This is a genomic window from Stutzerimonas stutzeri KOS6, from assembly GCF_000307775.2.
Lineage (GTDB): Bacteria > Pseudomonadota > Gammaproteobacteria > Pseudomonadales > Pseudomonadaceae > Stutzerimonas > Stutzerimonas stutzeri_B.
On the sequence record NZ_KK020677.1, the window covers coordinates 145,171 to 166,060 of the forward strand.

Annotated in this window: 17 protein-coding genes; 8 read left to right on the forward strand and 9 right to left on the reverse strand. The window is 65.7% G+C overall.

Translation table 11 applies throughout. The features are described from left to right. Entirely contained in the window at window positions 1–2,166 is a 2,166-nt protein-coding gene (locus B597_RS41160) for an LTA synthase family protein (protein ID WP_003292317.1), read from the forward strand. Window positions 2,167–2,361: 195 nt separating this feature from the next. Here the strand turns inward: B597_RS41160 and trmA are convergent, their stop codons facing one another. Then, entirely contained in the window at window positions 2,362–3,450 is a 1,089-nt protein-coding gene (gene trmA, locus B597_RS41165) for a tRNA (uridine(54)-C5)-methyltransferase TrmA (RefSeq protein ID WP_003292318.1), read from the reverse strand. Between the two features lie 119 nt (window positions 3,451–3,569). After that, window positions 3,570–4,865: an NCS2 family permease gene (locus tag B597_RS41170; protein WP_003292320.1), complete on the reverse strand. Its 1,296-nt coding sequence runs from the start codon at window positions 4,863–4,865 to the stop codon at window positions 3,570–3,572. Between the two features lie 131 nt (window positions 4,866–4,996). On the opposite strand from B597_RS41170, the gene B597_RS41175 reads away from it, so the two are divergent. The 4 genes from B597_RS41175 (at window position 4,997) to B597_RS41190 (ending at window position 9,425) form a co-directional block, all read left to right on the forward strand. Next, on the forward strand, window positions 4,997–5,563 hold the full coding sequence (locus tag B597_RS41175) for a DJ-1 family glyoxalase III (RefSeq protein WP_003292322.1): 567 nt from the start codon (window positions 4,997–4,999) through the stop codon (window positions 5,561–5,563). 168 nt (window positions 5,564–5,731) lie between these two features. Further along, the gene (locus tag B597_RS41180; protein WP_003292323.1) at window positions 5,732–6,244 is read left to right on the forward strand and encodes a (2Fe-2S)-binding protein; all 513 of its coding nucleotides are present in this window, start codon (window positions 5,732–5,734) and stop codon (window positions 6,242–6,244) included. Then, window positions 6,241–7,227, forward strand: a complete 987-nt coding sequence (locus B597_RS41185) for an FAD binding domain-containing protein (RefSeq protein ID WP_003292325.1) — start codon at window positions 6,241–6,243, stop codon at window positions 7,225–7,227. Before B597_RS41180 ends, B597_RS41185 begins: the two co-directional genes overlap by 4 nt. Continuing rightward, window positions 7,224–9,425: a xanthine dehydrogenase family protein molybdopterin-binding subunit gene (locus B597_RS41190; protein ID WP_003292326.1), complete on the forward strand. Its 2,202-nt coding sequence runs from the start codon at window positions 7,224–7,226 to the stop codon at window positions 9,423–9,425. Before B597_RS41185 ends, B597_RS41190 begins: the two co-directional genes overlap by 4 nt. A 142-nt stretch (window positions 9,426–9,567) precedes the next feature. Here B597_RS41190 and B597_RS41195 read toward each other — a convergent pair whose 3' ends face one another. Further along, on the reverse strand, window positions 9,568–10,797 hold the full coding sequence (locus tag B597_RS41195) for an acyltransferase family protein (RefSeq protein ID WP_003292327.1): 1,230 nt from the start codon (window positions 10,795–10,797) through the stop codon (window positions 9,568–9,570). Between the two features lie 210 nt (window positions 10,798–11,007). Between B597_RS41195 and B597_RS41200 the strand changes: the two genes are divergently transcribed. Both B597_RS41200 and B597_RS41205 read left to right on the forward strand, forming a co-directional pair. Continuing rightward, window positions 11,008–12,096 carry a serine hydrolase gene (locus B597_RS41200; protein WP_003292328.1) on the forward strand — a complete coding sequence of 363 codons (1,089 nt, stop codon included), beginning with the start codon at window positions 11,008–11,010 and terminating at the stop codon, window positions 12,094–12,096. Next, a complete protein-coding gene (locus B597_RS41205; RefSeq protein ID WP_003292330.1) occupies window positions 12,093–13,151 on the forward strand; it encodes a serine hydrolase in 1,059 nt (352 codons plus the stop codon). The genes B597_RS41200 and B597_RS41205 overlap by 4 nt, the downstream gene beginning before the upstream one ends. 153 nt (window positions 13,152–13,304) lie before the next feature. Here the strand turns inward: B597_RS41205 and B597_RS41210 are convergent, their stop codons facing one another. Continuing rightward, window positions 13,305–14,435 (reverse strand): methyltransferase, encoded by a 1,131-nt coding sequence (locus B597_RS41210; RefSeq protein ID WP_003292331.1) that lies wholly within the window; start codon window positions 14,433–14,435, stop codon window positions 13,305–13,307. Between the two features lie 96 nt (window positions 14,436–14,531). Here B597_RS41210 and B597_RS41215 point away from each other — a divergent pair, with 96 nt between their 5' ends. Further along, entirely contained in the window at window positions 14,532–15,308 is a 777-nt protein-coding gene (locus tag B597_RS41215; protein WP_003292332.1) for a ferredoxin--NADP reductase, read from the forward strand. A gap of 220 nt (window positions 15,309–15,528) precedes the next feature. Here B597_RS41215 and gdhA read toward each other — a convergent pair whose 3' ends face one another. The 5 genes from gdhA to siaA form a co-directional block, all read right to left on the reverse strand. Beyond that, complete coding sequence (gdhA, locus tag B597_RS41220; RefSeq protein WP_003292333.1) at window positions 15,529–16,866, reverse strand: NADP-specific glutamate dehydrogenase; 1,338 nt, start codon at window positions 16,864–16,866, stop codon at window positions 15,529–15,531. A 273-nt stretch (window positions 16,867–17,139) separates the two neighbouring features. Continuing rightward, window positions 17,140–17,925 carry a biofilm regulation diguanylate cyclase SiaD gene (gene siaD, locus B597_RS41225; RefSeq protein WP_003292334.1) on the reverse strand — a complete coding sequence of 262 codons (786 nt, stop codon included), beginning with the start codon at window positions 17,923–17,925 and terminating at the stop codon, window positions 17,140–17,142. Between the two features lie 13 nt (window positions 17,926–17,938). Continuing rightward, window positions 17,939–18,316: a biofilm regulation phosphoprotein SiaC gene (siaC, locus tag B597_RS41230; protein ID WP_003292335.1), complete on the reverse strand. Its 378-nt coding sequence runs from the start codon at window positions 18,314–18,316 to the stop codon at window positions 17,939–17,941. Between the two features lie 17 nt (window positions 18,317–18,333). Beyond that, window positions 18,334–18,876: a biofilm regulation protein kinase SiaB gene (siaB, locus tag B597_RS41235; RefSeq protein ID WP_003292336.1), complete on the reverse strand. Its 543-nt coding sequence runs from the start codon at window positions 18,874–18,876 to the stop codon at window positions 18,334–18,336. 15 nt (window positions 18,877–18,891) lie between these two features. Continuing rightward, complete coding sequence (siaA, locus tag B597_RS41240) at window positions 18,892–20,883, reverse strand: biofilm regulation protein phosphatase SiaA (RefSeq protein ID WP_024162394.1); 1,992 nt, start codon at window positions 20,881–20,883, stop codon at window positions 18,892–18,894. Between the last annotated feature and the right edge of the window lie 7 nt (window positions 20,884–20,890).

The window sequence follows — 20,890 nt, forward strand, 5'->3', positions numbered from 1 at the left end:
ATGTTTTCTTTTCTGCAACGCGACGGGCGAGAGCCCTCTGCGCCCGGTTTCAGCGGCCTGGCCGCGCACCTGCGGTTCACCCTCGCCAGCGCGCTGGCGCTGCTTTTGCTTTTCGCCCTGCTGCGCCTGGGCTTGCTGCTGTTCAACCGAGAGCTGATCGGCAGCACGCCGCTGGGCAGCTTCGTCGAAGCGTTCGGCAACGGTCTGCGCTTCGATCTGCGGGTGACGGTTTACATCCTGCTGCCGCTGCTGCTCGGCGTGCTGAGCGTGCGCGTGATGGCCGCCCGGCGCCTGCTGCGGCTGTGGCTGGGTGCCTGTGCCAGCCTGGCGATCCTGCTCGGGCTGATCGAGCTGAACTTCTATCGCGAGTTCCACCAGCGCCTCAACAGCCTGGTGTTCCAGTATCTGCAGGAAGATCCGGCGACCGTGCTGAGCATGCTCTGGCATGGTTTTCCGGTCCTGCGGCTGCTGGCGGCATGGGGCGTGGCGAGTGCTGCGATGTTCGTCGTGTTCGGCTGGCTGGAGCGGCTGACGCGCGGCACAGGCACCCGCGGGCCAGTCATCGTCCGGCAGCGCAGGCCGGCCTGGCACACACGTGCCGCGGTATTCACGGTGCTGGTGCTGGTCTGCGTGGTGGCCGCGCGCGGTACGCTGCGCCAGGGTCCGCCGCTGCGCTGGGGCGATGCCTTCACCACCGAGTCGATGTTCGCCAACCATCTCGGCCTGAACGCGACGCTGTCGCTTTACGACGCCGCCAAGAGCCGCCTGTCCAGCCATCGCGACAACAGCTGGAAGGCGACGCTGCCGGCCGAGCAGGCCCTGACGATCACCCGCGAGCTACTGCTGACCGGCAACGACCGGCTGGTCGATGCCGGGCTGGCCGCGGTGCGCCGCGACTTCCAGCCGCCGACGGCCGGGCAGCTGCCAGTGCGCAACGTGGTGGTGATCCTGATGGAAAGCTTCGCCGGGCGCTTCGTCGGTGCGCTGGGCAGCCGGGAGGGCATCACGCCGAACTTCGACCGCCTCGCCGAGCAGGGGCTGCTGTTCAGCCGCTTCTTCTCCAATGGCACCCATACCCACCAGGGCATGTTCGCCAGCATGGCCTGCTTCCCCAACCTGCCGGGCTTCGAGTATCTGATGCAGACGCCGGAGGGTGGCAACCGCTTCTCCGGGCTGCCGCAACTGCTCAGCGCAAGGGCGTTCAACGATGTTTACGTCTACAACGGCGACTTCGCCTGGGACAACCAGTCCGGGTTCTTCAGCAACCAGGGCATGACCCGCTTCATCGGTCGCGGCGATTATGTCGATCCGGTGGTTGCCGACCCGACCTGGGGCGTTTCCGATCAGGACATGTTCGCCCGCGCCGCCGAGGAGCTGCAGCAGCTGGACCGTGGCACGCCGTTCTATGCACTGTTGCAGACGCTGTCCAATCACACGCCCTACGCACTGCCGGAGCAACTGCCGGTTGCCACAGTGGAAGGACACGGCGCGCTGGATCAGCACCTGACCGCGATGCGTTATTCGGACTGGGCGCTGGGGCAGTTCTTCGACAAGGTGCGTGACGAGCCCTGGTTCGGGCAGACACTCTTCGTGGTGGTCGGCGACCATGGCTTCGGCGTGCCGGAAGAAGTGACCGAGATGGACCTGTTCCGCTTCAACGTGCCGCTGCTGCTGATCGCGCCGGGCATCACCGAGCGTTTCGGCAGCCGTCGCGATGTGGTCGGGACCCAGGTCGACGTGGTGCCGACCATCATGGGCCGGCTTGGTGGCGAGGTGCGGCACCAGTGCTGGGGACGCGACCTGCTCAGCCTGGCGGCGGATGATCCGGGCTTCGGCATCATCAAGCCGTCGGGCAGCGACCAGACGGTGGCGATGATTCGGGGCGACCGCGTGCTGGTGCAGCCCAGGGACCAGGATGCACGCCTGTATCGCTATCGCCTGGGCGCCGATGCGCAGGCTGAGCGCCTCGAGGCGGATGCCCAGCAGGCGTTGCTGCAGCGTCAGCTGGAAGCCTACCTGCAGACCGCGACCGCCAGTCTGCTGGCCAACAGCAGCGGCGATCGCGAGCGTGATGCTGCGGCCGGCGTGTCGGTAGCCAGTACGGCGGCGCCGGCAGAAGCACCATCCCAGGCGCCGAGCCAGATACCCGGGGCGAACGGAGGCTGAGGTACGGCGCGCCTGGCGTTGCGCCACCGGCAGGTCGTGCCAGCGCCAGGCGGTCCAGGAGCCCGGCACGTTGACCACCCGGCTGAACCCGTGGCACTCGAGGAGGCTGGCGGCGAGCGAGGCGCGGTAGCCGCAGCATCCAGCCGGCGCGGCTGACGAATTCGTTGTGCAGGGCTGCCGGCGTTCACTCGGTGTTCACTTGCGAACCAGCAGCACCCCGGATTCCATGTGGTGGGTGTAGGGGAACTGGTCGAACAGCGCGCAGCGCTCGATGCGATGGGTGTCGGCCAGCTGGGCGATGTTCTGCGCCAGGGTTTCCGGGTTGCAGGAGATGTAGAGGATGCGCTCGAAGCGGCGGGTCAGCTCGCAGGTGTCCGGGTCCATGCCGGCGCGCGGCGGGTCGACGAAAATGCTGCCGAAGTCGTAGCGCTTCAGGTCGATATGGGCCAGGCGGCGGAACGGCCGCACCTCGTTCAGCGCCTGGGTCAGCTCCTCGGCGGAGAGACGCACCAGCTCGATGTTGTCGATGCCGTTGTCCTCGATGTTGGCCAGCGCGGCGTTGACCGAGGTCTTGCTGATCTCGGTGGCCAGCACGCGACGCACGCGGGTGGCCAGCGGCAGGGTGAAGTTGCCGTTGCCGCAGTAGAGTTCGAGCAGGTCGTCGTTGCGCTCACCTAGCACGTCGAAGGCCCAGTTCAGCATCTTCTGGCAGACCTCGCCGTTGGGCTGGGTGAAGGCGCCTTCCGGCTGGCGATAGCGGAAAGTCCGACCGGCGACGATCAGTTGTTCTTCCACGTAATCGCGGCCGATGACGATGCGCTTGCCCTTGGAACGGCCGACCAGGCTGACGCCCAGGCTCGCCGCCAGGCGTTCGGCTTCGGCCTGCCAGGCGTCATCCAGCGGACGGTGGTAGGCCAGGGTGATCAACGCGTCACCGGCCAGGGTGGTGAGGAACTCGACCTGGAACAGTTTGAAACTCAGCGTCTCGGACGCCTGCCAGGCGGCCTTGAGCTGCGGCATGAGCTGGTTGATCCGGCGGCTGGCGATGGGGAAGTCGTCGATCAGGATCGCCTTGTGCTTGTCGCCCCGCTCGAACATCGCGTAATGCCGCTGGCCGTCCTCGCGCCACAGGCGGAACTCGGTGCGCAGGCGGTAGTGCTCACGCGGCGAGTCGAAGACTTCCGGCGCAGGGGCGTCGAACGGCGCCAGCAGTTCCACCAGCCGGGCGGCTTTCTCGGCGAGTTGGGCGTCGTAGGTGGCGGGGTCGAATTGCGGAGCGCTCATGAAGACTCTTGGAATGGTAGGTAAATCGTAGGGTGGATCGGGGTGCGCAGCTGACGCTTCATCCATCCACCGTCTCCGTATGAAAGGTGGATGAAAAAAGCGTCATCCACCCTACGGCGTCAGCCGGCGAACCAGCCCAGCTTGACCACGAACAGCGCCGAGAGCACCCACATCGCCGGGCTCAGCTCGCGCCAGCGGCCGGCCAGCAGCTTGATCGCGGTCCAGGCGATGAAGCCGAAGGCGATGCCGTTGGCGATGGAGAAGGTCAGCGGCATGGCCAGCGCGGCAACCACGACCGGTGCGGCGACGGTGAGGTCGTCCCAGTCGATACCGGCCAGGCTGCTCATCATCAGCACGGCGACGAACAGCAGTGCCGGCGCGGTGGCGTAGGCCGGTATGGCACCGGCCAGCGGGGCGAAGAACAGACTGAGCAGGAACAGCAGCGCGACCACGCAGGCCGTCAGGCCGGTGCGGCCACCAGCCGCGGTACCAGCGGCGGATTCGATGTAGCTGGTGGTGGTCGAGGTACCCAGCGCGGCGCCGGCCATGGTGGCGGTGCTATCGGCCAGCAGGGCGCGGCCCAGGCGCGGCAGCTTGCCGTCCTTGTCCAGCAGTTCGGCCTTCTGCGCGACGCCGATCAGCGTGCCGGAGGTATCGAACAGGTCGACGAAGAGGAAGGCGAAGATCACGCTGATCAGGCCGATGTCCAGCGCGCCCATGATGTCCAGTTGCATGAAGGTCGGCGCCAGCGATGGCGGCATCGAGACCACGTCGTCGAGCTGCGACAGGCCGAGCAGAATCGACAGCCCGGTGACCACCAGGATGCCGATCATCACCGCGCCGGTGACCTTGCGGTAGGCCAGCGCGGCGATCAGGAAGAAGCCCAGGCAGGCCAGCAGCGGGCCGCCGGCGCTGAGATCGCCGAGGCCGACCAGGGTCGCCGGGTTATCGACCACGATGCCGGCGTTCTTCAGCGCGATGATCGCCAGGAACAGGCCGATGCCCGCGGCAATCCCGGCGCGCAGGGCCAGCGGGATGCTGTGGATGATCCATTCACGGATCCGGAAGATCGACAACAGGAAGAAGATCGCCCCGGAGAGGAATACCGCGCCCAGCGCGGTCTGCCAGGTGTAGCCCATGGTCAGAACCACGGTGTAGGTGAAGAAGGCGTTCAGGCCCATGCCCGGCGCCAGCGCGATCGGGTAGTTGGCGACCAGGCCCATGATCGCCGAGCCGATGGCCGCGGCCAGGCAGGTGGCGACGAACACTGCGCCGTGGTCCATGCCGGCCTCGGCGAGGATGCTCGGGTTGACGAAGAGAATGTAGGCCATCGTCAGGAAGGTCGTGATACCGGCCAGGATCTCGGTGCGCAGCGTGGTGTTGTGCGCCTTGAGTTGAAACAGCTTTTCCAGCATGGTCGATCCTCTTGTGCCGGTCGTAAGTGTGGGCTGTCGCCTCTGCTGGGCGATTAGCGGGTCATCGCAAAAGCCGGGCATCTTACACCGGCCGGCAGCGCCGTTGAATTTCCATTGAGCAGGTGAACGTCATGAGCAAACGAGTCCTGATTCCGATCGCCGACGGCTCCGAGGATCTGGAAGCCGTCACCCTGATCGACGTGCTGCGCCGCGCCGAGTTCGAAGTACTGGTGGCCAGCGCCGAGCAGCGGCGCATGCTGAGCTGCGCGCGCGGCACGCGGATTACCGCTGACGTCATGCTGCTCGACGTGCTGGCGCAGGATTTCGACCTGATCGTGCTGCCCGGCGGCATGCCCGGGGCGAAGACCCTCGGCGAACTGGAGCCGCTGGCCGAGCGTGTGCGCCAGCAGGCCCGCGCCGGCCGCGATTACGCGGCGATCTGCGCCGCGCCGGCGGTGGCGTTGCATCCCTACGGTGTGCTCAAGGGCCGTCAGGTGACCTGCTATCCGGGCATGAGCGATAACCTGACCGGCACGCATTTTCTCGACCAGCCGGTGGTGGTGGACGGCAACTGCATCACCAGCCAGGGACCGGCGACTGCCCTGGAGTTCGCCCTGACGCTGGTGGAGCGGCTGGCCGGCCGCGGCAAGCGGCGCGAGGTGGCGGCCGCCATGCTGGTACCGGCCACGACGAACTAGCCTCGCCTCGTATCGCAGATTCCTCCGCGGTGAGCGCACATTGCTCGCTGCGAGACAGCCGTTGGCAGCCTGCGGCCGGCCAGCGGCGCTGAACGTTTTCGGCGCCGCGCCAGTCGTACCCCAAGACGCACGGACAGCGCATCCCAATGCCCAAACCGTGAGGCTGCCATGAGCGAAAAATCTTCAGTTGCAGGGCACACCTGCACCATCAGCCTGGAGCTGAACGGCGAACGCCGCGAGCTCGAGGTACAACCCTGGACCACCTTGCTCGATTTGCTGCGCGACCAGCTCGGTCTGAGCGGCACCAAGAAAGGCTGCGACCACGGCCAGTGCGGCGCCTGCACGGTGCTGCTCGACGGCCGCCGCATCAACAGCTGCCTGACCCTGGCGGTGATGCACGACGGCGCGCGGCTGACCACCATCGAGGGCCTGGCCCGCGATGCGACGCTGCATCCGCTGCAGGCTGCCTTCGTCAAGCACGACGCCTTCCAGTGCGGCTATTGCACGCCGGGCCAGATCTGCTCGGCCGCCGGGCTCGTTGCCGAGAACCGTGCCACTAGCCGCGATGAGATCCGCGAGCAGATGAGCGGCAACCTCTGCCGCTGTGGTGCCTATCCGAACATTCTCGCCGCCATCGAAGACGCGCTGCCGATGCTGCGCGGCCAGGAGGGTGTGCAATGACGCCGTTCAGTTATCAGCGCCCCGAACTCATCGATCAGGCCATTGCCCTGCACGGGCCGGACAGCCGCTACATCGCCGGTGGCACCAATCTGCTCGACCTGATGAAAGAAAACGTGCTGCGCCCCGCTCAGCTGATCGACATCAATGGCCTGCCGCTGCGCGAGATCGAGCAGACCGCCGAGGGCGGGCTGCGCATCGGTGCGCTGGTGAGCAATGCCGACCTGGCCTGGCACCCGCAGATCGAAGCGCGCTACCCGCTGCTGAGCAAGGCGATCCTCGCCGGGGCTTCGCCACAGCTGCGCAACATGGCCAGCACCGGCGGCAACCTGCTGCAGCGCACCCGCTGCTACTACTTCTATGACACCGCCACGCCCTGCAACAAGCGCGAGCCGGGCTCCGGCTGTGGCGCACGCGACGGACGCAATCGTATCCACGCGATTCTCGGCGCCAGCGAACACTGCGTCGCCGTGCATCCGTCGGACATGTGCGTGGCGCTGGCGGCACTGGATGCGCGGGTGCACGTGCAGGGGCCGCACGGCCAGCGCCGCATCGACCTGGTGGACTTCCACCGGCTGCCCGGCGACCAGCCGCAGCAGGACAACGTACTTGCCGAGGGCGAGCTGATCACCGCCATCGAGTTGCCGGTGGAGGGTTTTGCCAGCCATTGCGCCTACCTCAAGGTACGCGATCGCGCCTCCTATGCCTTCGCCCTGGTGTCCGTCGCGGCGGCGCTGGAGATGGATGGCGAGATCATCCGCCGTGGGCGCATCGCCCTGGGTGGCGTGGCGCACAAACCCTGGCGCCTGGAAGAGGCCGAGGACCTGCTCAGCGGCAAGCCTGCCGGGCCTGATCGTTTTGCCGCTGCGGCCGACCGCCTGCTGCAAGGTGCGCAGCCGCTCGCCGACAACGCCTTCAAGATCGACCTGGCACGACGCGCCATCGTGCGCGCACTCACCGAAGCCGCGGGAGGAACCGTCCGATGAACAGCGTCAACTCTCCACTGGGCAAGCCGCTGGACCGTGTCGACGGTCCGCTCAAGGTCACCGGCAAGGCCTGCTACGCCGCCGAGGCCGAGGTGCCCGGGCTGCTTTATGGGGCCGTGGTGTCGAGCAGCATCGCCCGCGGCCGGGCGAGTCACATCGATGCCACGGCGGCGGAGGCGCTATCCGGCGTGCATCTGGTTCTGACCCATCGGAACCGCCCTGCGGTGGCCAGTTACGACGAGCCGTACGAGGACGACGATGCCGCCGATGGCTCGCCGTTCCGCCCGCTGTACAACGACCGCGTGCTGTACAGCGGCCAGCCACTGGCGCTGGTGGTTGCCGAGACCCAGGCGCTGGCGCTGCACGGGGCGAGCCTGGTGCGTATCGAGTACGAAGTCGAAGCGCACCAGACCGATCTGCAGGCGGCGCGCGAGCAGGCCCACGAGGCGCCGGCCGAATTGCCCGCGCCGCGCGGTGATTTCGACTCGGCATTCGCCGCGGCGGCCAAGCGTATCGACTGCGAATACAGCACCCCGGTCGAACATCACAACCCGATGGAGCCGCATGCGTCCATCGTCCAGTACCAAGCGGGCGGCGAGCTGCTGATCCATGACAAGACCCAGGGCGTGCAGAACTGCCAGCGCTATCTGGAGCAGGTGTTCGACATGCAGGGCAGGATTCGCGTGCTCGCGCCCTTCGTCGGCGGCGCCTTCGGTTCCGGCCTGCGCCCGCAATACCAGCTGCCGCTGGCGGTGATGGCCGCGCTCAAGCTCAAGGCCTCGGTACGCGTCGAGCTGACCCGGCAGCAGATGTTCACCTTTGGCTATCGCCCGCGCACCATCCAGCAGCTGAAGCTCGCGGCCGATGGCGAAGGTCGCCTGCAGGCGATCGAGCACAAGGCCATCGGCCAGACCTCGCGCTTCGAGGATTTCACCGAGCACGAGGTGGAGTGGTCCGGCATGCTCTACGCCTGCGACCACGTGCGCCTGGGCTATCGCCTGGCGCCGCTGGACGTCTATACGCCGCTGGACATGCGCGCGCCGGGCGCGACCATCGGCGTCTATGCGCTGGAGTGCGCGATGGACGAGCTGGCTTACGAAGTCGGTATCGATCCGCTGGAGCTGCGCTTGCGCAACTACACCGAGATCAACGGTAACGAAGGCAAGCGCTATTCCAGCAAGGAGCTGCGTGCCTGCTACCAGCAGGGCGCCGAGCGTTTCGGTTGGTCGCGGCGCCCGGCGCAGCCACGCGGTCTGCGCGACGGCCATCAGCTGGTCGGCATGGGCATGGCCACCGGTGTCTGGGAGGCGATGCAGATGCCGGCCAGCGCACGCGCCTGCCTCGATGCCGACGGTCGGTTGCTGGTCAGTAGCGCCACCGCCGATATCGGCACCGGCACCTACACCGCGATGACCCAGATCGCGGCCGATGCGATGGGCCTGCCGATGACGGATGTGGAGTTCCGCCTCGGCGATTCGAGCCTGCCGCAGGCGCCGCTGGAGGGCGGCTCGGCGACGGTGTCATCCGTCGGCAGCGCGGTGCAGCGGGCTTGCGCAGGGCTACGGCAGAAGCTGCTGGACGCCGCGCAGCAGTCCCCGGCCTCGCCCTTTACCGGGGCCAATCCCGAAGCGGTGGAATTCGTCGACGGGGAGCTGCGGCTGAAATCCGGGCAGCATGCCGTGTCGCTGCGGCAGATCGTTCAGGTCAGTGGCGCACTGGAGGCCGAGGCCAGCGTCAAGCCGGACGAGAAGCGCGACGCCTGGGCGACGGCGACCCACTCGGCGGTATTCGTCGAGGTGCGGGTGGACGAGGAACTGGGCACGGTGAAGGTCGAGCGGGTGGTCAGTGCCATCGCCGCCGGGCGCATCGTCAACCCGAAGACCGCCGGCAACCAGATCGTCGGCGGCGTGGTCTGGGGTATCGGCCAGGCCCTGCAGGAGGAAACCCTGATCGACCACAAGCTCGGTCGTTACATGAACCACAACCTCGCCGAGTACCACATCCCGGTGAATGCCGACATTCCGGATATCGAGGTGATCTTCGTCGAAGAGCACGACGAAGTGGTCAATGACCTCGGGTCGAAGGGGGTCGGGGAGATCGGCATCGTCGGGGTGGCGGCGGCCGTGGCCAATGCGATCTACAACGCCACGGGCAAGCGGGTCAGGGATCTGCCGATCACCCTGGACAAGTTGTTGTAACGGCTTGCGGCGACCGTAGGGTGGGCTTCAGCCCACCGTCGCGGCTGCGGCAGATGCGTCGTTGGGCGGATAACGAGTGGCCTGCTGCCGGGTGTCGTCATCAGCCATCTCGTTAAGCGCCTTTTCACCCTGACCAAAGACCTCAACTCTTCAAGACCCGCCTCAGCAAAAACCGCCTCACCGGCACCACTGCCCGCTCCTGCGCCACCACGCACACCATAATGCACAACCCCAGATACAGCGGATACAACGCCGGCGTCAGCGCCTGCTCCCCCGCCTGCACCACACAATCCGCCCAGTCCTCGAAACACGTCGCCGACACCACCCCGAGCAGCTTCTCCGAGCGCGAAAAGAGAATGAACACCGGCACATGCAGCACGAACAGCGGCAACGAGGCCGCACCCAGCCGTTGCGACCAGCCGACCAGCGCGGCATTGCGCGGCGTGGCGACCAGCGCACAGAGCCAGACCAGCGCCAGCTGCGCCGGCAGCAGCAGGCCGTTGTGCAGCAGGAAATACCAGTAGCGCTCGCCCTTGAGCAGCCCCAGCGTCGCCAGAAAACTCCCCAGCACGAAGACGGCCAGCGCCAGCCGCCCCACGGCGCCGAGTTGTCCGCCAGCGCTGCGCCATTCGCGGAACAGCCCGCAGAGCAGGATGCCGGCGAGAAACTCCGGCAGCCGCAGCAGCGGCATGCGGTGCAGCATGCCGGTGACAGGAATGCCATAGGCCTGTTGCTGGATCGCCCACAGCGGCGGCAGCAGGTAAAGCACGCCGATCGCCAGCAGCCACCAGCCCTTGTGGCGCTGGCGCATCAGGCGAGGCGCCAGCAGCGGGAAGCACAGGTAGAAGAAGAACAGCGTGGAGATCGACCAAAGCGGCGGGTTGAATGTCAGGTAGTAGGGGTTCCAGGCATGCAGCATGAACAGTTGCAGGGCGAAGTTGAGCGTCAGCTCGCGGTTGTTCATGAAGTGCTCGAGGGCTTCGCCCGCGACATTCTCGTTGGTGTCGTAGACCACGTAGCGCAGGCTCGCCTTGGCATCGTCCGGCGGGATGCCGAGCTTGGCGATGATCGTCAGCACGATGGCGGTCAGCAGCAGGGAGAACAGATGCAGCGGATAGAGATTGGCCAGGCGCTTGCCGAGGAAATGCCCTGCCGGCTCGCGCAGTTCACCCTGCCGGCAGTACACGTGCGCCAGTAGAAAACCGGAGAGGACGAAGAAGCTGCTGGTGGCGAAGAAGCCGACGCCGGCCAGGTCGGCCAGCCAGGACGGCTCGTCCCCGACGTAGGTGTGCACGGTATGGAACAGCACCACGTAGATGGCCAGCAGAAAACGCAGCCACTCCAGTCCGATGAAATGTTCCTTGTGCGGCACGGCTCACTCCTGCGTCGGTTGGCGGCGCCGGAACGGCGCATAGGGCTCTTTTTGCCGGATCGTCCGCGCCTCGTGACGAAGTGGGCGAATCCTCCACATGGGACTCGCAGCGGGCCCGACCGTTGCGCCACCGGTGATCGGGAGGTGCGCACGGCCGGCCACGGCGGTGGTCGGATAGTTGGAAATCGCATGACACGACTCCGGAGGACCATGCATCCGTCATCGCTGCTTCGTTTACCGGTCGCCGGGCGCCTGCTGCTGGCAGCGTTGCTGCTCGTCACGCAGGATCAGCCCGCCGTTGCCCGGGACAACTTCGAGTGGAGTGGGCCGTTTCTGGCGCGTATCGCTCGGGTCGACAGGCAAACGCCCGGTCAGCTTGGCGTCTATGTCAAGGACATGCAGACCGGCACCTCCGTCTCCTATCACGGTGAGGAGTCCTGGTACCTGGCCTCGACCGTCAAGGTGCCGATCGCCATCGCCGTGATGCGCCGGATCGAGCAGGGCGAACTGACACTGGACAGCTCGGTGGCGCTGCTGGCGTCCGATTATGTCGACGGAGCCGGCCCGACCAATGGCCATGCGCCGGGCAAGGCCCTCAACGTGCGCTACCTGCTGGACCAGATGCTGATCCACAGCGACAACACTGCCAGCGACATGCTCATCCGCCTGGTCGGGATCGAGCAGGTCAATGCGGTCGTCCGCGAACTGGTGCCCGCAGGCTTCGGCCCGATCACCTCGCTGGCCGAAGTGCGGCGGCTGATCTACGGCGAACTGCATCCGGCGGCACGCGAGCTGTCCGGCATGGACTTTCTTGCGCTAAGGCGCCAGCCGAACGACGCCGGCCGCCTTGCGTTGCTGGCTCGTCTGCTGGGTGTGGAGCGAACGGCACTGGCGCCCATCAGCCTCGGTACTGCCTATGAGCGCTACTACGCCACGGCATTCAACTCGGGCACCCTGAAGGCTTACGGCGATCTGCTCTCGGCACTGGATGCCGGCACCGCGCTGGCGCCGGCAAGCACCGAGTACCTGCTGAGCGTGATGCGCCGGGTGGCGACCGGCAAGCAGCGGATCAAGGCCGGTCTGCCGCATGGGGTGGGCTTCGCGCACAAGACCGGCACCCAGCGCGCGCGCATCTGCGATGCCGGGTTGGTCGATCCGCCGGCTATCGGGGCCGGGGGCTTGTCCACACGGCTCATCATCGTCGCCTGCGTTCGCGGCGTCGCTTCCACCAGCCAGGCCGAGCGGGCGTTGCGCGCGACCGGCGAGGCGGTCACCGCTGCGGGGTTGATCCGACGATGAACAGACAGATCGCACTGTGCGCGCTGCTCCTGCCGCTTGCCGGACTGACGGCCTGCACCGAGCAGGCCGAGGCGACCTGGAAGGATGGTCTGGAGCAGGAGCTGCGCCGCATCGACGCCGCAGCACCCGGCAAGCTGGGCGTCTACATCAAGCATCTGGGCGATGACGGCGAGCTGCGTTACGACGCCGAGCGCTTCTGGTATCTCGGCTCTGCGGTGAAGGTGCCGATCGCCATCGCCGTGCTGCAGAGCGTCGACGAGGGGGCGTTCAATCTGGATCAGCGCCTGACCCTGGAAACCGAGGACAAGGTGGATGGCTCCGGCGATCTGGTCTGGCAGGATGCGGGCGTCGACTATGCGCTGCGCGAGCTGCTCGAGGAAATGCTGATCGAGAGCGACAACACCGCGGCCAATATGCTGATCCGCCTGGTCGGCGAGGACGAGCTCAACGCGCGCACCGGCAAGAGCATGGGCGGCGACTTCGAGGCAATCACGACGTTCACCCAGGTACGCCGCGATGTCTACGGCGAAGTGCACCCGGACGCGGCCCGGCTGGAGAACATGCAGTTGGTGGAGCTGGCCTCGGCGCCGTTCAGCCAGCCGCGCTACCAGGCGCTGGCCAGGGTGCTGAACCGGCAGCCGGACGAGCTGAAGGCGGCGAGCATGGAGGAGGCGTATGCGCGTTACTACGCCCGCCACCTCAACTCCAGCAGCCTGGTGGCCTATGGCGCGCTGCTGGAAAAGCTGGTGCGTGGCGAACTGCTCTCAGCGAACAGCCGGGACCTGCTGTATGGCGACATGAAGCTCGGTTCCTACGACAACTACCGCCTCGAGGCCGGGCTGCCGGAAGACGTGCCCTTCATCCAGAAGACCGGCACCCAGCTGGGACGTGCCTGCCATGTCGGCGTCATCGAGCCGCGGGATGAAACCCGCGCGATCGTCGTGGTCGCCTGTGCCGAAGAGTTGGACGAGGGCAAGGAAGCCGGGCAGCTGTTCGAGCAGGTCGGGCGGGCGATCAGCGAGGCGCTGCTGCGCGCCGACGCCGAGAGCGACTGAGGTTGGCGGCGAGCGCCTTATGCGCGCCAGCCCCCGGCCCTGCAGCCGGCACGTTGTCCTGCCGGAGCGAGCCTTGCTCGCGACCATGCTTCGTGGTCATGGCCTCTGCGTTCCCGCCCGCGCAAGCTGTCGGCCGATCGGGCGCCGATACCTTCAGGATGTCCGGGTGGCCTTGAGAATCACGAACTTCGGCGTGGCACCGACCTGCTCGGCGTTGCCGAACAGGCGCTTGAGCTTGAGGTGATAGCCGAGATGGCGGTTGCCGACGATCCATAGCTCGCCGCCCTTGGCCAGCGCGGCCTTGGCCTGGGTGAACATGCGCCAGGCGAGGAAATCGCCGACCACCTGCTGCTGGTGGAACGGCGGATTGCACAACACCAGATCCAGCGAAGCCGCTGGCTGTTCCGCCAGGCCGTCGTCGGCACGGATCTCGACCGGGCGTTCGCCGAGGATCGCCTGCCAGTTCTCCCGCGCCGACTGCACCGCCATGTGGCTCTCGTCCACCAGCGTCAGTTGCGCCTGCGGATTGCCCAGCGCATAGACAATGCCGAGTACGCCGTTGCCGCAACCGAGATCGGCCACGCGCAGCGCGCCCAACGCCTTGGGCAGGTGCGGCAGGAAGGCGCGCGTGCCGATATCGAGGCCTTCGCGGCAGAACAGGTTGGCGTGGTTGAGCAGTTCGAGTTTCGGCTGATCGAGCTGGTAGCGGGTCGGGTAGGGTGACTGCGGCGCCGGTTTGTCGACCGGTGTTGCGCTGAGCAGGCGCGCCTTCTTTACCGCCAGCGAGGCCTGCACCGGACCGATGTACTGCTCCAGCAGGTCACCGGCGGCGCGCGGCAGGTGCTTGATCATCGCCGCGGCGATCACCCGTGCGCCGGGCGCCAGCTGCCCATGCAGGCGGATCAGCTGTTCCTCCAGCAGGGCGAGGGTCTTCGGTACGCGAATCAGCACCAGATCGAACGGCCCCTGGGCAACCTCGCTGGCCGCAACGAAGCTCACTCTTGTCTCGGATATCCCATTGCGCGCCAGGTTCTTCTGCAGCGCCAGATGGGCCAGGTGCGAGTCGCCACTGCTGGTGACCTCGGCGTGCATGGCCAGTGCGCAGGCGAGGGCGCCGAAGCTGTCATTGAGGATCAGCACCCGTGTGGCCACCGGCAATCCCTGTTCGTGCAGCTGGGCCAGCAGGTATTCGTCGGCGGCATCGAAGGCCTGCAGCGGCTCGTTCGGCTGCTCCGGCTGGCGGATCAGGTCGAGGCTTGCATAGGGAGTATCGAGAGTAGGCATGAGAACTGGCGGTGTTTGTGGGCGTCGGAATGGAGTATCAAAGCGTTTACGGGGATTGCGAACAGCACCCCGGCATCTGCTCGGAGGGAGCGAAGTATGACCGCCAGCGAAGAGAAGTTCACCCGCCAACGCCTGCTCGAGGTGCAGACGTTGACGCCCAACCTGTTCACCCTGCGTACCAGCCGCGATCCCGGCTTTCGTTTCAGCGCCGGGCAGTTCGCCCGCCTCGGCGTGCGCAAGCCAGACGGCGGCATCGTCTGGCGCGCCTATTCGATGGTCTCGGCGCCGCACGACGAGTTTCTCGATTTCTTCTCTATCGTGGTGCCGGATGGCGAGTTCACCAGCGAACTGAGCCGGCTTGCCGTCGGCGACGAACTGCTGGTGGACAAGCAGGCCTTCGGCTTCCTGACGCTGGATCGCTTTGCCGATGGCCGTGACCTCTGGCTGCTGGCAACCGGCACAGGGATCGCGCCGTTCCTTTCGATCCTGCAGGACTTCGAGGCCTGGCAGCGCTTCGAGCGCATCATTCTGGTCTACAGCGTGCGCGAGGCGCGTGAACTGGGCTATCAGCAGCTGATCGCCGAACTGCCGCAGCGCGATTACCTGGAAGGGCTGGGCGCGAAGCTGCTGTACCTGCCGGTGGTGACTCGCGAGCAGGTACCCGGTGCGCTGCACGGGCGCATCACCACACTGATCGGGAACGGCGAGCTGGAGCGTGCGGCCGATCTGCAGCTGGCACCCGAGCATTCGCGGATCATGCTCTGCGGCAATCCGCAGATGAACGAGGACACCCGTGCGGTGCTGAAGGTGCGCGGCATGAACCTGGCGCTTACCCGCAAACCCGGGCAGGTGGCTGTGGAGAATTACTGGTAAGGCGTCTTTGCCGGGCCTTCCCCGCATGGCGCGTGCAAAACCACAGAGCACTCGTAGGGTGGGCTTTAGCCCACCGAGGGATGTCGATCCGGCAGCGCTGGGCTAAAGCCCAGCCCACGGCTGTACGGCGACCACGCTGAACAAGAAAAGCCCCCGCCGTTCGATCGGGCAGGGGCTTTCGTGCAACTGGCCGAGCCTGAGGCTTGCCGCTGGCGCTGCGTCAGACCACGCCCTGGGCCAGCATGGCATCGGCGACCTTGACGAAGCCGGCGATGTTGGCACCTTTCACATAGTTGATCCGACCGTTTTCCTCGCCGTGGGCGGCGCAGGCGTGGTGGATCGACTGCATGATGCCGTGCAGCTTGGTATCCACCTCACCGGCGGTCCAGTGCAGGCGCATGGCGTTCTGGCTCATCTCCAGACCGCTACAGGCCACACCACCGGCGTTGGATGCCTTGCCCGGTGCGTAGAGGATGCCGGCCTCGAGGAACAGGTCCACGGCTTCCAGGGTCGACGGCATGTTGGCGCCTTCGGCCACGCAGATGCAGCCGTTCTTCAGCAGCGCGCGGGCATCTTCGCCATCCAGTTCGTTCTGCGTGGCGCAGGGCAGGGCGATGTCGCACGGCAGGCGCCATGGGCGCTGGTCGGCCAGGTAGGTGACGCCGAACTGCGTGCCCATCTCCTCGAGGCGACCGCGCCGGACGTTTTTCAGGTCCATCAGGTAGGTCCACTGCTCGGCGGTCAAGCCGTCCGCGAAGTGCAGGGTGCCGCCCGAGTCGGACAGCGAGACGACCCGGCCACCCAGCTCCATGACCTTCTGCGCCGCGTACTGCGCGACGTTGCCGGAACCGGAGATCGCCACGCGCTTGCCGTCGAAGCTGCTGTGGCTGCTCTTGAGCATTTCCTCGGCGAAGTACACGCAGCCGTAGCCGGTGGCTTCCGGGCGAACCAGGCTGCCGCCGTAGGCCAGGCCCTTGCCGGTCAGGACCGAGGTGAACTGGTTGGACAGGCGCTTGTACTGGCCGAACAGGAAGCCGATTTCGCGGCCGCCGACGCCGATGTCACCGGCCGGCACGTCGAGGTCAGCGCCGATATGGCGGTACAGTTCGGTCATGAACGACTGGCAGAAGCGCATCACTTCGTTGTCGCTCTTGCCCTTGGGGTTGAAGTCCGAGCCACCCTTGCCGCCGCCCATGGGCAGCGAAGTCAGGGAGTTCTTGAAGACCTGTTCGAAGGCGAGGAACTTGAGGACGCCGATGTTCACCGACGGATGGAAGCGCAGGCCGCCTTTGTATGGGCCAATGGCGCTGTTCATCTGGATGCGGAAGCCGCGATTGACCTGCACACGACCCTGATCGTCGACCCAGGGTACGCGGAAGATGATCGAGCGCTCCGGTTCGACCATGCGTTCGATGATGCCGGCCTGCATGTAATGCGGATGGGCTTCGAGGAAGGGCCAGAGGCTGCGAACCACTTCTTCCACCGCCTGGTGAAATTCGGGTTGGTGGGGGTCGCGTTGCTTCAACCGCGCGAGAAAGGCATCAACGGTTTCGATCATCAGGTAGGCCCTCGGCGACCGCGTGTCGGCAGTCATTAATAATTTCGGCCGGCGACTGTAACAAACCTGATTTGCACCGCGGAAGTGCGTCGTTGGGCTTTAATGCTGCCAAATGGTGCATTTGTGGTGCTATGGAGCTGATGATCTTGGCGCAGCTCGGGGCGCCTATTTAAAGGTTTTCCGAGGCTTCAGGCTTTGGGTGGTGGAGGTGTCGCTCTACTTGCACTGAAATAGTGCGCTTAGTGCGTCATTCCTGTGCTTCGTCGGGGGTGGCTATTCGGCCAGTTCGCAGCGATTGCGCCCACTGCGCTTTGCGCGCAACAAGGCGCTATCGGCCCGGTTGATGGTGCTCGAATAGGTTTCATCCGGGCGCAATTCGGCAATGCCCATGCTCACGGTCACCCTGAGCAGACTGTCGTTCACCCGTACGCCGAGGGCAGCGATGCTGTCGCCCAGGCGGCGCATCACCATCTTGGCTCTTTCGGCGGGGCACTCCGGCATCAGGATGAGGAACTCCTCACCGCCCCAGCGCCCGCACAGGTCGTGCTCACGTATCTCGGACTCCATCACGCGAACCACCTCGATCAGCACGCGATCACCGACATCATGGCCGTAGTCGTCGTTGATTCCCTTGAAACGATCGATATCCAGCATGACCACCGCCAGCGGACGGGCATAGCGTTTGGCGCGCTCGCTTTCCTCGCGCAGGCGCTCGGTCAGCAGGCGACGGTTGGCGATCCCGGTAAGCGAGTCCAGGGTCGAGGCCTCGCGCAGCGAGGCATTCAGGTCCTGCATCATCATCTGGTAGCGATCGGAAATGCGTGCGACCTTTTCCAGCTGACGCAGCTGCTTTTCGAAGCGCGCGGCCAGGCTCTGCTCGCGCTCGCGGGCAATGCTCTGGTAGCCGTCCGAGACGCGAGTGATCCGTTCTATCCGTCCGAGCAGATCATGGTGGGTTGCCCACAGTCTGCTCAGGGCCTCTTTCAATGGATGCCCTTCGAACTGTGGATCGGCGAGGAGAATGGCTACCTCCTGCTCGGCTGGGGATGGCCCGCGCATATCGACCTTCTAGTCAGTCATGACTCTGGATGGAAAAGGGAAAGCTGCAGTCTTCCTTGAATTCCTCGGCCAGTTCTACCACACGCTCGTTACGGATGTCGTAGTACCAGTTGACGCCCACCTGGCGACCACTCTGAAAGGCCGACTCCAGCAGGTCGAAGATGTCCATCATCGCCTTGATGCTGCTGGTGTTGAGATACAGCAGCCGCAATTCCAGGCTCAGTGGATGCGCGGCATCGGCGAGAAATCGCTCGATCCATTCGTAGACCTGGCGGAACAGTTCATAGGAGTTTTCCGGGAAGGAGTCGCCCTGCATCGAGACGATGCCCTTCTCCCAGTCGGACTGGATGGCGGGCGTGGATTGGCTGCCGGGGATGGAAAAATCGTTCATGTGGATACTCTCGATATTCAAATGACGGCGCTCAGGCTCAGGAAGGAAAGTCCGTCGGAGACCGGCTGCAGCGAGGCCTCGAGTGGCTCGCTGGACTTGCGGGCGATGTCGATCAGGCCGAGCCCGGCGCCAGTGGTCACATGTTCATCGTGGGGTTTGCGCAGTTGTTCCTTGTACAGGGCCTTCAGTCCGGCCTTGTCCAGTTTCGCCAGCTCGGCCACCGCATCGAGCAGTAGCTGTCCGTCGGCAGTCTCGACCAGGTTGCCGGCGGAAACCACGTACCGACCCTGTTCGTCACGGGACACCACCACCGTGGCACCGGCCTGCTGATCGGACCAGTTTTTCTCACGGGTGTAGTGACGGATGTTCTGCGTCATTTCGATGTAGACCGCGAACACGTCCATCGCCGATGACGGGTGCGCCTGCTCTTCGGCCATGTAGTTGCGCAGCGCATTACCGATTTCCTCGATCAGGCTGCGTGATATGGGACCGTTGAAGCACAGCATGATCTGTTGCTGGTTGTAGCGTTCGCGCATCGCGAACATGTCGATGGGGGCCATGGCCAACTCCCTGTCTCAATCGAAACGGAAACATAACATCGTGATGTCGTCGCGCTGCGGGAAATCACCCTGGTAGCGCGCCAGAGCGAGGCTGAAGGCTTCGCCCTGCTCGGCCAGCGGCAGCCGAGCATGCTCGCGGATCATGCTGGCGAAGCGGCTGTTGCCGAAGCCGTAACCCTGTTCGCCGCCGGCCTGGTCGAGAAAGCCGTCGGTGGTCATGTAGAAGGTCCGTCCCGGCTGCAGGTTGATGGTGGTGTTGTGGTACTCGCCGATCCGCTTGTCGCCGACGGCGCGGCGCGCCGCCTTGACTTCCTCCACCTCTGCGCCGTCGCAGTAATACAGCGCGATCTTCGCCCCGGAATAATGCACCTTGCGCTGGCGCAGATCGACATAGGCCAGGCCGACGTCCATGTTCGTCGCCAGGGCGTGGGAGCCGTCCTCGTTGCGCAGCATGCTGCGCACGATGGCGTCGGTGCGTGAAAGTGCCGCAGCAGGATCCTGCAGGCCGGTGCTGCCCAGCGCCTGGTCGATCGCGGCGTGGGCGAGCATGGTCATCAGCGCGCCGGGTACGCCGTGGCCCGCGCAGTCGACGACGCCGAACAGGCAGCCCTGCTCGTCGGCGCGGTAGACGTAGAAATCGCCACCGACCACGTCGCGTGGCCGCCAGAGCACCGCATGGCGGTCGCCCATGGCGGTGACCAACTGGCGGTTGGGCAGGATGGAGCGCTGGATCAGGCTGGCGTAATCGATGGAGTCGCCGATTTTCTTGTGCGCGGCGGCCATTTCCAGGTTGGCCTGCTCCAGATCGCGGGTTCGCTCGCGTACGCGGTGCTCCAGCTCGCTGGTATGGCTACGCACTTTCTGCGCCATGCTGCCGAAGGCGGCGCTGAGCTCGCCGATCTCGTCCTGTCGGTGCAGCGGCAGCGGTGTGTCGTACTGCCCCGCTGCCAGCGCCTGTGCGCTGCGGCGCAGCTGCCGCAGCGGCTTGAGCACCCGCTTTTCCACCAGCCAGGCGCCGCCGCCGATCAGCAGCAGGAACAGCACGAGGAACAGGGCGATGGCGGGCAGCAGTGGACGAATCTCGACGACTTGAGCGGTACCGAGGTCGACGGAGCTGGCGACGAACCACTGCAGTTCGGGTATCCAGCTCAGTGCCAGCAAGCGCGGGGCGCCATCGAGGGCAAGTTGCAGTGCCGCCACGGTACCGGGGTTGTTGCGGCTTTCGGCCATGGCCTGGCGCACGGCCGAGGCTGCCTCGGCGTCGTCGAGCAGGCCGAGGATGCTGGTGGACAGCGAGCGGCCGCGGGTGGTGTCGGCATTCAGGGTGACCAGATTCTGGTTCGGATGGACCAGAATCGAACCGTAGGCATCGAGGACCATCGATTCGACTCCAACCGTACTGGACTCGATGAAGTCATCGACGAACGCCTTCAGGCTGATGCCGGAGCCGACCATGCCCAGGCGCCGATCGCCGTCGCGCACCTGCACGTTGAACCATACCTTCAGCTCGCCGGTGACCGCCGAGCGATCGACGTTGATCGTATAGGGCGCATCGCTTTCCAGGGTCAGGTAGAACCACTCGTCGCGAGGGTTTTCCGGGCCCATCGTATAACGTGGGGCCTCGCTGGGCGGTTGGTCTGCGCCGTTGGAGTAATAGCTGTTGCTCAGGGCCGAGGCCGCGAAGTAGGCATGATCGCCCAAAGCCTGCTGGTAGCCCGCCGCCTCCTTAAAAAAACTCGCGCGCTTGGCGGGGTTCTGTTCGTCGCTCAGCCAGGCGAGCGTCGCTTGCGAGGCCGCGAGCCGTTGGGCAAGGGCCAGCTCGCGAGAAACCGGGGCGAACAGGCGCTCGCGGTTGAGCTGCACGATGTTCTGCGCGTATGCCTCGCCGAAGCGACTCTGCACCCCGAGCAGCGCTTCACGGCCGATGAAGCCGGCAAAGACGAATGCAAGAAGGCAGCTGAGCAACAAGGCCAGCAGTGATTTGCCGCGCAGTCCCAGTGCAGCCATGCGGATA

Excerpts from the sequence above, each read along its gene's own strand:
- B597_RS41185 (WP_003292325.1), top strand. The coding sequence starts at position 6,241 with ATGACGCCGTTCAGTTATCAGCGCCCCGAACTCATCGATCAGGCCATT.
- B597_RS41170 (WP_003292320.1), bottom strand. The coding sequence starts at position 4,865 with ATGCTGGAAAAGCTGTTTCAACTCAAGGCGCACAACACCACGCTGCGC.
- siaA (WP_024162394.1), bottom strand. The coding sequence starts at position 20,883 with ATGGCTGCACTGGGACTGCGCGGCAAATCACTGCTGGCCTTGTTGCTC.
- B597_RS41160 (WP_003292317.1), top strand. The coding sequence starts at position 1 with ATGTTTTCTTTTCTGCAACGCGACGGGCGAGAGCCCTCTGCGCCCGGT.
- B597_RS41210 (WP_003292331.1), bottom strand. The coding sequence starts at position 14,435 with ATGCCTACTCTCGATACTCCCTATGCAAGCCTCGACCTGATCCGCCAG.
- B597_RS41190 (WP_003292326.1), top strand. The coding sequence starts at position 7,224 with ATGAACAGCGTCAACTCTCCACTGGGCAAGCCGCTGGACCGTGTCGAC.
- B597_RS41215 (WP_003292332.1), top strand. The coding sequence starts at position 14,532 with ATGACCGCCAGCGAAGAGAAGTTCACCCGCCAACGCCTGCTCGAGGTG.
- B597_RS41180 (WP_003292323.1), top strand. The coding sequence starts at position 5,732 with ATGAGCGAAAAATCTTCAGTTGCAGGGCACACCTGCACCATCAGCCTG.
- gdhA (WP_003292333.1), bottom strand. The coding sequence starts at position 16,866 with ATGATCGAAACCGTTGATGCCTTTCTCGCGCGGTTGAAGCAACGCGAC.
- trmA (WP_003292318.1), bottom strand. The coding sequence starts at position 3,450 with ATGAGCGCTCCGCAATTCGACCCCGCCACCTACGACGCCCAACTCGCC.
- B597_RS41175 (WP_003292322.1), top strand. The coding sequence starts at position 4,997 with ATGAGCAAACGAGTCCTGATTCCGATCGCCGACGGCTCCGAGGATCTG.
- B597_RS41200 (WP_003292328.1), top strand. The coding sequence starts at position 11,008 with ATGCATCCGTCATCGCTGCTTCGTTTACCGGTCGCCGGGCGCCTGCTG.
- siaB (WP_003292336.1), bottom strand. The coding sequence starts at position 18,876 with ATGGCCCCCATCGACATGTTCGCGATGCGCGAACGCTACAACCAGCAA.
- siaC (WP_003292335.1), bottom strand. The coding sequence starts at position 18,316 with ATGAACGATTTTTCCATCCCCGGCAGCCAATCCACGCCCGCCATCCAG.
- B597_RS41205 (WP_003292330.1), top strand. The coding sequence starts at position 12,093 with ATGAACAGACAGATCGCACTGTGCGCGCTGCTCCTGCCGCTTGCCGGA.
- siaD (WP_003292334.1), bottom strand. The coding sequence starts at position 17,925 with ATGCGCGGGCCATCCCCAGCCGAGCAGGAGGTAGCCATTCTCCTCGCC.